This window comes from Oceanimonas smirnovii ATCC BAA-899 (genome assembly GCF_000381965.1).
Lineage (GTDB): Bacteria > Pseudomonadota > Gammaproteobacteria > Enterobacterales > Aeromonadaceae > Oceanimonas > Oceanimonas smirnovii.
On record NZ_KB908454.1, the window covers coordinates 286,324 to 298,508 of the forward strand.

Sequence of the window (12,185 nt, forward strand, 5' to 3'; positions counted from 1 at the left end):
TCGGACGATGACAAGTCAGATGGCGTTAAGTCGGATGATGACAAGTCGGACGGCGGTAAATCAGACGATGACAAATCGGACGGCGGTAAGTCGGATGATGACAAGTCGGACGGCGGTAAATCGGATCATGACAAGTCGGACGGTGGTAAATCGGACGATGACAAGTCAGACGGTGATAAGTCGGACAGTCACTCTGATCATTCCGATGGCGAACCGGACCATGAGTCAGGCAGTGAGGCTGGTGAAGACGATGCTGATAATGGCAAAGGGCCTCAGGGCAACAATGGCCATGGTAATGGTGACCAGGATGCCCCCGGTAATTCCGGTGGTAACAACAACGCTGAAAACAGCAGTAATTCAGGCAAAGGGAACAGCGGTAACGGTGCCGGCAAGGCTAAGGCACTGAGTCTTTTCTCCGATGGTGAAGATGAACTTGTACCAATGCCGGCTGCAGATGACACTAAACAACCGGTTTCCGGACAAGCCGAAGAGCAGAAAGGTCAAGCGCTGGATATAGACAGTGTGCTTTCTGTAGAGAAAGATGAGATTGATCTGGGAGAGAGTGATGATAACAACAGCTCAGCATCCTGGTCCGGCAGTGGCAGTTCACCGCAAGGGGATGCAGGAGGTGATGCCTTTGGGGGGCAGCAAGAAGATCCCTTTGATCTTGCCAATAAACCAGGAGGGCTTGATCACTAACATGCCTTTGCGCTGTGGTAGCATTTAAAGCCTTAACCAAAGCCCTCTTTACATAGGGGGCTTTGTGTTTTGTATGGTATTGGAGATAAACACATGCTGGATGTGTTACTTAAAAAAGCTTATCAGGAGCTTGTTCATCTTTTAAGTGATGAGCATGTATTAGCTCAAGAAGGTAATATTAAAAAAAATGAACTGCCTGGTTTTATCCTGTACTTGTCTTTAAGTAATGCCAGGGAGAAAGCTAAAGTTGTTACAGTTTCAGGTAACGATTTTCAGAGTGCCTGGAGTAAAGCGGTTGGTGAATGTATCAGCATAACACCTGATAATACACATTCCGTTAAATGGCTTAGGGTTGACTGGGCCACTAAAGTTCAGGCTATAAGCTTTAAAAAATTTAATGACCTGCTGAGCAGAACAAAGCGTAATTATTTCAGGTATGGTATTTCATTCTCTAACAATTTTGAATGCTCCTTGCTCGAGCAAGAGCTGAATGCCAATGCTATTCTATACTCTGGCAGCCACATTCCACATGCCAGCCTTAATATTAAAAATCTTAATGCATACTTTAAAAAGCGCTTTGACCAGCCGTTTACACTAGATATTAAAGAGAATGATTTAATATATGTGCTCTCTACGGCAGGACGCTTTTACTCAATGGACGAGAGCATTAATGATCTTCCAGGTAGCAGTGATAAAGGTATCCCTTTAGCTGGCCCTGGTCGTAATGGTGGCCGGCGTCAGCCCGGGCCGCTGAATGCTGCTCAGGTCTTTAGCCTGGTGGATTATGGTGCTGCTTTTTTGTCTCGTCAGGTGATGCCAGATGGAAAATTTATATATGGTTACTTTCCCTGTTTTGGCCGAAAAATTGCCAATTACAATGCGCTGCGCCATGCCAGTACTACCTATGCCATGCTTGAAGCCTGGGAGCTGACCCAGAGTGCTGAACTGAAAAACGCCATTGATCGAGCCCTTGCATACCTTGTCAATGAACTGATCCATACTTACTCGCTGAATAGTGAACAGCAAGTAGCTTATCTGGTAGACACCGGAAACGAAATTAAGCTTGGTGGTAATGCCGTCTGCTTGTTGGCGATGGTGAAATATACCGAGTTGACCAATGATGAACGTTATCTGTCACTAATGGAATCATTGGCGGCGGGTATTGAATTGATGCAACAGCCTGACACAGGTCAGTTTGCGCATGTATTAAACTCAGATGATCTCTCCATTAAGGAGCAATTTCGAATCATTTATTATGATGGTGAAGCAGCATTTGGTTTAATGAGATTGTATGGGTTAACAAAAAATGAGCGTTGGCTTAAGCTTGTTGAGCGTGCTTTTGACTATTTTATAGATAATGGTCATTGGCAAGCCCATGATCACTGGCTTTCCTACTGTGTGAATGAACTGACTCGTTACCGGCCTGAAGAGAAATACTTTCGCTTTGCTGTTAACAATATTGCCGGTTATCTCGACTTTATAAAAAACCGAAGAACCACTTACCCAACACTACTTGAACTCAGTATGGCTTTTCATCATACGCTGGGGCGCATCAAGCAGCTGCCTGAAATGCAGCACCTTCTTCAAGACTTTGATGAAAACGAGTTTTATACGGCCTTGCATGCCCGGGCAAACTATCTGATGAACGGTTTTTTCTGGCCTGAGTTCGCGATGTATTTTGCCGAACCTCAGACTATATTGGGTAGTTTTTTTATACGCCACCATTCCTTTCGGGTAAGAATTGACGATGTTGAGCATTACCTTTCAGGTTACGTTGCCTATCATAATTTTTTAAAAAAGAGCTATGATTTTATTTTAAAAGATATAGGTTCTGAGGGTGGTGATATATATTGGACAAAAGATCATCTGAGGAAGGCAACCAATGGACGTTGGTTACGTGAACCATCTTCAGATAACTGGCGTGCAACTGGGTTATGCATTACTGAGAATACTATGAGGCCAGGATGTATAGCTGCAGTAAAAGGAGTGAACGATAAAACATTTATTAAAGCAGAGAGAATTGAGTATCTCCCGTTTTTACCTCAGGCTCTACTGGTTTCTGATGAAAGTGTAGTTGATAAAAGTGATATCCCTACTATTCTGGTTAATAATGTAAGGAAAGCGATTATTGATGCAGGAAAGTACGCTCGCTTAAAGACAAAGGCAAAAGTTATCGGAGTCACTGGTAGCGCAGGGAAGACCACCATGGTTGCTATGCTTCAACATATATTGAAGCCATGGGGTAAAGTAAATAAAACAGAGCATAATGCAAATCTTCCCGTCGGTATAGCATGGAACTTAGCATCTATGTCTTGGGACTCTGACTACATAGTAGTAGAAATGGCAATTGGACAAATGCAGACTAATGCAAGTTTGGCTCTTCCCCAAGTTGCCGTTTTAACTAATATTCATCCTGCTCACCTTGAATATCACAAATCAACTGAAGATATAGCAAGAAAAAAATCCTTAATTTTTTCTAAAATGGCTCCTGGTGGAGTTGCTGTAATTAACCGGGACTTGCTAGAGTGGGAATTGGTTTCTTCGATTGCGCTTCATTATGGGGCTAAAATAATTAGTTTTGGAACTCATGTTGATAGTGATATAAGACTTGTTGACTTTAATGCTGAAAGCAAAGAGGTTATTGTTAGTTGTCGTAATAGAGAGCATTTTAGGTTTGCTATGGGTTATCCTGGTGAACATATGGTAATGAATGCTCTTGCATGTTTTTCTGTGGTTGAGAGTTTAGGGCTTGATGTTACAGTTGCTGCAGCAATGATGCCATTATTTAGTGCAGTCAAAGGTAGGGGGGAGGTGCTATGCTGTAAGTTAAGAAATACCATATTCTATCTGATTGATGATGCCTATAATGCGAACCCTGCTTCAATGAAAGCAGCTATTAATATGTGTGGGTTAAGTAGCTTTTCTTTTAAACCTGTAAGAAATTTGTTTTTGTTGGGAGATATGCTCGAATTAGGTGGGCATGCTCTTGATTATCATATGGGTTTAGTGCCGGAAATAGTAAAAAGCTCACCTGATAAGGTATACCTTGTTGGTGAATACATGAAAGAACTTGTACCTGTTCTATTAGATAGAGATATACCTTGTGTCTGGTTTGAAAACGTTGATGTTGTAATAAATTCTCTTGAAAAAGACTTGCAAGATGGAGATCTGCTTTTGATTAAGTCATCCAATGGTACTGGTCTGCATAAAGTGGTAGATTCACTTAAACGTTTGTCATTAAGTTACTCATCAATAAAGTAATTTTCATTATGTATAAAAAAGGTTCGGGTAAAAAGTCAATATCCAGAAACTACCAAAACATTAACTGTGAAAGTAATAATAGTGAATGGGACTATAAACATAAAGAAATAAAATGGGGCTCTATTGAAGATTACGTTATTGGTAAGAAGCTGGGAGAAGGAACCTTTTCTCAGGCCTATAAAGGAACTTGTAAAAAGACAGGCATTAATGTAACCATAAGAAAGTTAATAAAAGACAGGTCTGAAAAGATAAAAAGAGAGATCTCTGTGCTCAGGCGCATTAAAGGTAGTGTGAATAATGCTCATATCTTTGATGCAGTTAAGGAAGATGATGATCAAAAATATATCATTATGCATTACTATATTAACGATGGTGTAATTAAAAAGGATACACCTCTTTCTGAAGTGGAGCTTAAAGTTTATATGCTTCAGTTGCTTAATGGTCTGGATGAGGCTCACAGCAGGGGAGTAATGCACAGAGATATTAAACCTTCTAATATTGTTGTTAACAGGAAAAGAGAGCGACTTAAGATTATAGATTGGGGTATGGCTGACTTTTATCACCCTTATAAGGAATATCACCTTCGTGTAGGTTCTTATTATTACAAGGCTCCTGAGCTGTTGTTGGGTATGAAACAGTATGACTACTCTCTTGATATGTGGTCGTTTGCCTGTTTATTTGCTGGCTTTGTTTTTGGTGATTTTCCTTTTGTTAAAGGCAAAGATAAATCTGAAGTGCAGTTAATTAGAAGTATTTCAGGGTTGTTTGGAGAGGGAGAACTGTGGGATTATATTGAAAAGTATAATCTGAACGGTATTTCTGAAGAAAAGCTGAAGGCCATTGTAACCCCCAGCAACAAGAGTAACAGGATCATGAGCAAGGCAGAAACGCCTTTTAAAACGGCACTGGCGCTCGATTTGTTGCAAAAAACACTCAAAGTAGACCATCAGGAAAGGCTGACAGCCAAAGAGGCGATGGAACATCCTTACTTTGATGAGGTACGCAAAGCCTAATTAACGCAACGTGCTGTTACCGGAGTCTGTTATGACTATTTTATCCCCTTATGCTGCCTGGCTTGCTGCGCTGGAGTCCGGCTTTGTTGACGATGCGGCTCAGCGTTATGCAGTGGAGTGGCTTGAAAGTTGTTATCGCGGCGTTTTGGCTGAGCAGCCGGCCACGCCCGGAGTGTACCTCTGGGGGCCGGTGGGCCGGGGTAAAACTTGGCTGATGGACCGTTTTTTCTCTAGTCTGCAGAGCGCTGATGTGCCTGCCAGGCGATTGCATTTTCATCATTTTATGCAGCAGCTGCACAGGCGGTTGTTTCAGCTGACCGGTATTGAAGAGCCGTTACAGGTGCTGGCTCAGGAATTGAGCGCAGAGGTGCAGGTATTATGCCTGGATGAGTTGTTTGTCAGTGATATTGGTGATGCCATGCTGCTGGGGCGGCTGCTGCGCCATTTGTTTGAACAGGGCCTGGTGCTGGTCACTACCTCCAACCAGCCGCCGGAAGGTCTGTATGAAGACGGCTTTAATCGGGAGCAGTTTTTGCCGGCGGTGGCAGCCATGACTGAATGTATGCAGGTAGTAGCGGTGCATGGTGAGCAGGATCATCGCCTGCATCCGGGGCGGCAACAGCAGCGTTACTGGGTGAACGAGCCTGCTGCTCTTGCCGCCGTGTTTGAACAACTGGCCGGCACGAAGAAGAATACTGAGCCTTTAATGTTGGGTAATCGTTCCATTCCTGTGCTGGGATGCAGCAAGGGGATGCTCTGGTGTCGTTATGCTGACTTGTGCGAGCAACCGCTGGCGGCCCAGGATTTTATCGCCCTGTGCGATCAGTTTGAGCAAATACTGCTGAGCGAGGTGCCTCGACTCAGTTGCAACAGCCGGCAAAATCCCATTGCCCGGGGGACGGAAGACGGCACCGCACAAGTAGCTGCTGGCGATCGCGTGTTGCCGGCGCTGTCTCGCCAGGACGACGGCGTGCGCCGTTTTATTGCGCTGGTGGATGAATGCTATGACCGCGGTATTCCGGTTTATATCAATGCCGCCGTGGCCATGGATGCGCTCTATACCGATGGTGCGCTGGCGTTTCCGTTTCGCCGCACCCTGAGCCGGCTGAAGGAAATGCAATTGGCACGGTTTGGAGAAAAATAACGAGCATTTTCAGTCTTTATAATGTTTTCGCATTTCTGCCATATAGCGCAGGCTGGCTTCCGTTGCCGGTGCCAGCGCGCTGGTGGCTTGTGGCGTTACCAGCAGGTTGCCACTGGCTTCACGGGTCACAAAGCCCATACTTTCCAGCTTGTTCACTTTTCTGCGTACTGTTTCCCGGGCAATGCCGCTGCATGCTGCTACTGACTGAATATTAATGGGTCTGCCAGCAGGCGTGGGTTTGTTTATTGCCATAAACTCACTGTAGGTCATGGCTTTGGCATGGCGCGCCGGCTGTGCCCGGGTGCCAAGAATTGCCAGCACCAGCATCAGGTCGAGATCGCCGTCAAATTGCTGCCGTAACTGAATTAATAACTCGGTCAGTGCCTCTACATGGGCCGGCCAGATGCGCCCGAAATGGGTGGTAAGGTGATCGTCTTCTATTGCCATGGTTTTTATATCTTTATGAAAAAGAAGAAAAAAGTAATAACCCATTTTGGGCGACACCAGTGTTGTTAGCAAGCGGGCTTTGGCTGACACTAGACCATAGATAACACCATTTAAAACAAGAGTGACAAACTTATGGGATTGAAAAATGTCGTATTTGGCCTGTTGAGTGCCGCTGGCCTGCTCACCAGTCTGAGTGCCTGCGATCAGGACTCTCCGCCAGCCAGCAGTGAAGAAACCGTACGCCCTGCCCAAATTATGCAGGTGGGGGCCGGCAGTAATGACAGCAGCCTGCGTTTTCCTGGCCGGGTTCGGGCGGTGCAGCGGGCTGAGCTTGCCTTTAATGTGCCCGGGCGCATTGTGGAGCTGCCGGTACAGGAAGGGCAGAGAGTTATGCAGGGCGAACTGGTGGCCCGGCTGGACGGCGAAAACTATCAGATACGGCTGAATTCCGCTGAAGCGGAATACAACAAGGCCCGCACTGACTATAACCGGGTTAATCGCATCTGGCAGCAAAGCCAGGCCGTGGCGCGGGCGGAAGTGGATCAGAAGCGTACTGTCATGGAAGTAGCCCGGGCGGGCTACCTGGCTGCCAAAAAAGACATGGACGACACGCGCCTGCTGGCTCCTTTTGACGGCGTGGTGACCCGTCGCCAGGTGGAAAACTTCAGTAATGTGCAGGCCAAGCAAACGGTGGTCAGCCTGCAGGACACCCAAAATCTGGAAATTGTGATCAGCGTGCCCGAGCGGGTAGTGCGCACCGCCCCCAAACAGCTTAAAGGCCAGGCAGTGTTTGCCGACAGACCCGGCCAGCCACTGCCGGTGGAGCTGAAGTCGTTCTCTGCCGAGGCAGACCCGCAAACCCAAAGCTATGAGGCGGTGCTGGCACTCAGTGGTGAACCCGGTTTTACCCTGCTGCCGGGCATGTCGGTAGAGATTATGCCTGATGCCATGGAGCAGGGAGCTGAAACGATCGTGACCATTCCCTTGCAGGCGGTAGTAGCAGGCCCGGACGGCAATACCAGTGTGTGGAAGGTTAACCCCGAGAGCCAGCAAGTAGAGCGCCAGCCGATCACGCTGGGACCTGTTCAGGGCGAAAACGTGGTGGTAAGCACCGGCCTTGAAAGCGGTGAGCGCATCGTGACTGCCGGCGTTAGTCAGCTGCGGGAAGGCATGAAAGTGCGCCCCATGTCATCCACTCCCTGAACAAGGATTTTTCCGTGAATATTGCTGAACATACCCTTGCCAGGCGCACCATTGCCTGGATGACCTGTCTGCTGTTGCTGGTGGGCGGCTATATCAGTTATCAGAGCCTGGGCCGGTTTGAAGATCCGGAGTTTGTGATTCGCCAGGCGGTGATCTCCACGCCTTATCCCGGTGCCTTGCCGGAGCAGGTGGCAGAAGAGGTGACCGAAGTCATTGAGGAAGCCGTGCAGCAACTGCAGGAGCTGAAAGAAGTGACGTCGGTATCGCGCATGGGCGACTCCCTGGTAAAAGTGGAAATTGATATGCGCTTTGCCCACAGCGCCCGCGAGCTGGAGCAGGTGTGGGACAAGCTCAGACGCAAGGTGAACGATGCGCAGCGCCAGCTGCCGCCGGGGGCGGGGCCGTCGGTGGTGAATGACGACTTTGGTGATGTGTATGCGTTATTTTTTGCGGTCACCGGTGAAGGTTTTACCCTGCAGCAAATTAAAGACTACTTACGCGGGCTGGAGCGGGAGCTGCTGCAGGTGCCCGGCGTGGCCAGAATTGCGACTCTTGGTGCGCCTCAGGAAGCCATTTATCTGGAAATTTCTGCCGCCCAGGCAGCTCGCCTGGGAGTGCCCCTGAGCAATATCTATCAGACATTGCGTCAGCAGAATGTGATCAGCGATGCCGGCAATCTGCAGATTGGCCCCCAGCGGATTTATTTCAGCCCTGAAGGACAGGCCGATTCGGTTGAAGCGCTGGGGAGCCTTGCCATCACCTCGCAGGATGGCGACAGCGTGGTATTTCTGAAAGACCTGGCCACCATTACCCGCGCCGAGAGTGAGCCGCCCCGGGCGCTGATGAAATATGACGGTAAGCCCGCCATTGGGCTGGGCATTTCCCAGGTGGCCGGCGGCAACGTGGTGGACATGGGTGATGCAGTGCGCGCCCGGCTGGCGGAGCTGGACAGCGAGCGCCCCATTGGCATGGTGCTGAACGAAGTGTCCTATCAGTCCGACTCGGTGCGTGAGGCAGTAAACGGTTTTGTCTCCAATCTGGTGGCTGCTGTGGCCATAGTGGTACTGGTGCTGGTGCTGTTTATGGGGCTACGCAGCGGCATTATTGTGGGAGCCGTATTACTGCTTACCGTGGCCGGAACCCTGATTGTAATGCGGCTGGATGATATTGCCATGCAGCGGGTGTCACTCGGGGCGCTTATCATTGCCCTGGGTATGCTGGTGGATAATGCCATTGTAGTGACCGACGGCATTCTGGTGCGCATGCAAAAGGGCGAGCGGGCCGAGAGCGCCGCCGCGGCTGTGGTGCAGTCCACTCAGTGGCCGCTGCTGGGTGGCACCGCGGTGGGCATTCTGGCGTTCAGTGCCATTGGGCTGTCACCAACGGATATGGGGGAATATGCCGGCTCACTGTTCTGGGTCATTCTTTACTCCATGCTGTTCAGCTGGTTGTTTGCCGTTACCCTTACGCCCTTGTTTTGTGTGGCGCTGCTGAAAGTAAAGCCGGTTGCACAAGACAAGCCTGAATCGGGTATTATGGTGCGTTATCGCGGTATCTTGCGCACAGCTCTGCAGCACAGGGCCATTACCGGTGGCCTGCTGCTGGCGCTGCTGGCCGGTGCCATGTTTGGCTTTAAATGGGTTCAGCCGGGTTTTATGCCCGAGTCGGCCCGGCCGCAATTTGTGGTGGATATGTACCTGCCTCAGGGCACAGATATTCGGCAAACCGAAGCCGAGCTTGCCCGCATTGGTGACTTTGTACAGCAGCAGGATGGCGTGACCCATGTCACCAGCTTTATCGGGCAGGGTGGTTTGCGTTTTATGCTGACTTACGGCCCGGAAGATCCCAACACCAGTTACGGTCAGCTGCTGGTGGATGTGGATGATCCCACGCAAATTGCCGGCATGGTTGCCAGCCTGCAGCAGCAGCTGTCCGAGCGCCATCCGCTGGCGGATATAAAAGTATGGAAGTTCATGCTGGGCCGGGGCGGCGGCAAAAAAATAGAAGCCGCCTTTATGGGGCCGGAGCCGGCGGTGTTGCGTAAGCTGGCAGAAGAGGCCAAGGCCATTATGGCGCAGGATGCCGGCGCCATTGCCATTCAGGACGACTGGCGTGAAAAAGTGCCTGTATTACGCCCTGTGGTAGATGAAGTGGCCGCTCGCCGTGCCGGCCTGACCCTGGCCGATATCAGCCAGGCCATTAACCGTGCCTTTAGTGGCGAACGTGTCGGCGTTTATCGTGAAGGTGACCAGCTGATCCCCATTATTTCCCGGGCACCGGCAGCCGAACGGGCTACCGCTGACATGGTGGAAAACGTGCAGGTATACAGCCCCACCGCCAAACAGTATGTGCCGGTCAGTCAGCTGGTCACCTCCGTTAAGCTGGAATGGGTGGATGCCATCATTCGCCGGGTGGACCGGTTCCCTACCATTAAGGCGCAGGCCGATCCGTTGCCCGGTGAGTTGTCCGGACCGCTGCTGGAACGGCTGCGGCCCGAGATTGAAGCCATGGCGCTGCCTCCCGGTTACCGGCTGGAGTGGCACGGGGAAGATAAGGCCTCAAAAGAAGCTAATGAAGGGCTGGCACTGTCGGCACCCTATGGTTTCAGTGCCATGATTCTGGCAGTGGTGGTCATGTTTAACGCCCTGCGTCAGCCGCTGGTGATCTGGCTGACCGCACCTCTGGCTATTATTGGCGTGACGCTTGGGCTGGTGTTGTTTCAGGTGCCGTTCGAGTTTATGGCGATACTGGGCCTGCTCAGCCTGATTGGCATGCTGGTGAAAAATGCCATTGTGCTGGTAGATCAGGCCGATGCCGAAATAGCCGAGGGTAAGCCGGGCTTTGCCGCCGTGATGGATGCGGCTGTGAGCCGGGCACGGCCGGTCTTTCTGGGGGCCTTTACCACCATTTTGGGGGTAGCTCCGCTGCTGATGGATCCTTTCTTCAAAAGCATGGCGGTCACCATTATGTTTGGTCTGGCCTTTGCTACCGTGCTGACCCTGATAGTGGTGCCGCTGCTTTATGTGGTGATCTTTCGCATTCAGCCGAATAACGACGGTGAATGATGCATTAATTAAACTGAAAAACGGTATGTCACCCGCATGGCTAAACGTCAGCGGGTGACAGTGCGGTTTCTGCCCTGATCCTTGGCCTGATAGAGCAATTCATCAGCCAGGCGCAGGGCTTCTTCCAGCGGGCAATCCTTACTCAGGCTGCAAAGGCCAATACTGACGGTAATGGACAAGGCGGTATTACCATCGTATTCAATCTGACTTTGTGCCAGTAACTGGTGCAGACGCTGTGCTGCCTGGCAGGCATCGGTCTCAGTGGTGCCGGGCAGTAATACAACAAATTCTTCACCTCCCCAGCGGCCAATTACGTCTGCCTGGCGAAACACCTTTTTACAGACACTGGCAAAGTGCTCAATGACCTTGTCTCCGGCTTCATGGCCAAAGTCGTCATTGATTACTTTGAAATTATCCAGATCCATCAGCATCAGTGCCGCCGGTGCCCGGCCTCGCTGGATCAGAGACTGCTCCTGACTGAGGCGCTCCTCAAACGCGCGGCGATTATACAAACCGGTAAGCGGATCGGTGGCTGCCAGATGAATCAGCTCCTGCTGGGCAAATTGCAGCTGCTGGATCAGTGAGGCCTGCTCTTGCTGAATACGCATCAGCTCCAGGTTTTTCATTATTTGATTAGCCAGGGTTGTCAGGGCCACCTGCTGTTTTTCCGTCAGTTCCCGCGGGCGGTGATCCAGTACGCACAGTGTACCCAGCGGCAGACCGTCCGGACTGTTGAGCAGAGCCCCGGCATAAAAGCGCAGCGGCGGATCTTGTGTGACCAGCGGATTACAGACAAAGCGTGGATCCTGATGCGTGTCGGGAACGATAAATAACTCCGACTGCAGAATTACATGGGCGCAAATGGAAATATCTCTGGGAGTTTCCTTGATTCCCAGCCCCTTTTCGGACTTGAACCATTGCCGGTCCCGGTCTACAAAGTTAATCACGGCAATCGGAGTATCGCAGAGCAGCGCTGCCAGCTCGGTTATTTCATCAAAGGCACTGTCCGGTGGCGTGTCAAGAATATCGTAAGAGGCCAGAACAGAAAGGCGAGCTTCTTCGCTGTAAGCCCTGGCATCACCGGGCTGAGAGGAGTAAGAGGTCATGGTGTATTACCGGTTAGTGGTTGATCGACAACAAGCACGGGCACTCGATCACCTGTACGAGCCTCCCTGATATTGAGGGAGGGCGCTGCATCTGTCGCCCTTGTGTATCACTGCTGGTGCAGGGCGGCAGATAAACCCGCTCTGGGCCATATCACCGCACATATTGTGGGGCAAAAAACGGTAAAATATCTGGCGCCCATGAGTATACCAATGCTTTGGACCATGTCGATACTGCCGATCGAGATAG

General features: G+C 50.2%; 8 protein-coding genes. 6 read left to right on the forward strand and 2 right to left on the reverse strand.

The window, feature by feature from the left end; all coding sequences use genetic code 11:
• From G364_RS17270 to zapE, 4 genes are all read left to right on the forward strand, one after another.
• Window positions 1-699, forward strand: a 699-nt coding sequence (locus G364_RS17270) for a hypothetical protein (protein WP_019933338.1), incomplete at its 5' end; no start/stop codon positions are given.
• Window positions 700-792: 93 nt separating this feature from the next.
• The gene (locus G364_RS16205; RefSeq protein ID WP_019933339.1) at window positions 793-3,960 is read left to right on the forward strand and encodes a Mur ligase family protein; all 3,168 of its coding nucleotides are present in this window, start codon (window positions 793-795) and stop codon (window positions 3,958-3,960) included.
• 8 nt (window positions 3,961-3,968) lie between these two features.
• Window positions 3,969-4,973, forward strand: coding sequence for a protein kinase domain-containing protein (locus G364_RS0101315; RefSeq protein ID WP_019933340.1), 1,005 nt, complete (start codon window positions 3,969-3,971; stop codon window positions 4,971-4,973).
• Window positions 4,974-5,004: 31 nt separating this feature from the next.
• Window positions 5,005-6,117 carry a cell division protein ZapE gene (zapE, locus tag G364_RS0101320; RefSeq protein WP_019933341.1) on the forward strand — a complete coding sequence of 371 codons (1,113 nt, stop codon included), beginning with the start codon at window positions 5,005-5,007 and terminating at the stop codon, window positions 6,115-6,117.
• 9 nt (window positions 6,118-6,126) lie between these two features.
• On the opposite strand, the gene G364_RS0101325 is transcribed toward zapE, so the two are convergent.
• Window positions 6,127-6,564 carry a helix-turn-helix domain-containing protein gene (locus G364_RS0101325; RefSeq protein ID WP_040614409.1) on the reverse strand — a complete coding sequence of 146 codons (438 nt, stop codon included), beginning with the start codon at window positions 6,562-6,564 and terminating at the stop codon, window positions 6,127-6,129.
• A gap of 132 nt (window positions 6,565-6,696) precedes the next feature.
• Here G364_RS0101325 and G364_RS0101330 point away from each other — a divergent pair, with 132 nt between their 5' ends.
• Window positions 6,697-7,767, forward strand: a complete 1,071-nt coding sequence (locus tag G364_RS0101330; protein WP_019933343.1) for an efflux RND transporter periplasmic adaptor subunit — start codon at window positions 6,697-6,699, stop codon at window positions 7,765-7,767.
• Window positions 7,768-7,781: 14 nt separating this feature from the next.
• Window positions 7,782-10,832, forward strand: a complete 3,051-nt coding sequence (locus tag G364_RS0101335; RefSeq protein ID WP_019933344.1) for an efflux RND transporter permease subunit — start codon at window positions 7,782-7,784, stop codon at window positions 10,830-10,832.
• Between the two features lie 47 nt (window positions 10,833-10,879).
• On the opposite strand, the gene G364_RS0101340 is transcribed toward G364_RS0101335, so the two are convergent.
• Window positions 10,880-11,938, reverse strand: coding sequence for a sensor domain-containing diguanylate cyclase (locus G364_RS0101340; protein ID WP_019933345.1), 1,059 nt, complete (start codon window positions 11,936-11,938; stop codon window positions 10,880-10,882).
• Window positions 11,939-12,185 lie beyond the last annotated feature (247 nt).

Coding starts and splice junctions, on each gene's coding strand:
- G364_RS16205 (WP_019933339.1), top strand. CDS start 793: ATGCTGGATGTGTTACTTAAAAAAGCTTATCAGGAGCTTGTTCATCTT.
- G364_RS0101340 (WP_019933345.1), bottom strand. CDS start 11,938: ATGACCTCTTACTCCTCTCAGCCCGGTGATGCCAGGGCTTACAGCGAA.
- G364_RS0101330 (WP_019933343.1), top strand. CDS start 6,697: ATGGGATTGAAAAATGTCGTATTTGGCCTGTTGAGTGCCGCTGGCCTG.
- zapE (WP_019933341.1), top strand. CDS start 5,005: ATGACTATTTTATCCCCTTATGCTGCCTGGCTTGCTGCGCTGGAGTCC.
- G364_RS0101315 (WP_019933340.1), top strand. CDS start 3,969: ATGTATAAAAAAGGTTCGGGTAAAAAGTCAATATCCAGAAACTACCAA.
- G364_RS0101325 (WP_040614409.1), bottom strand. CDS start 6,564: ATGGCAATAGAAGACGATCACCTTACCACCCATTTCGGGCGCATCTGG.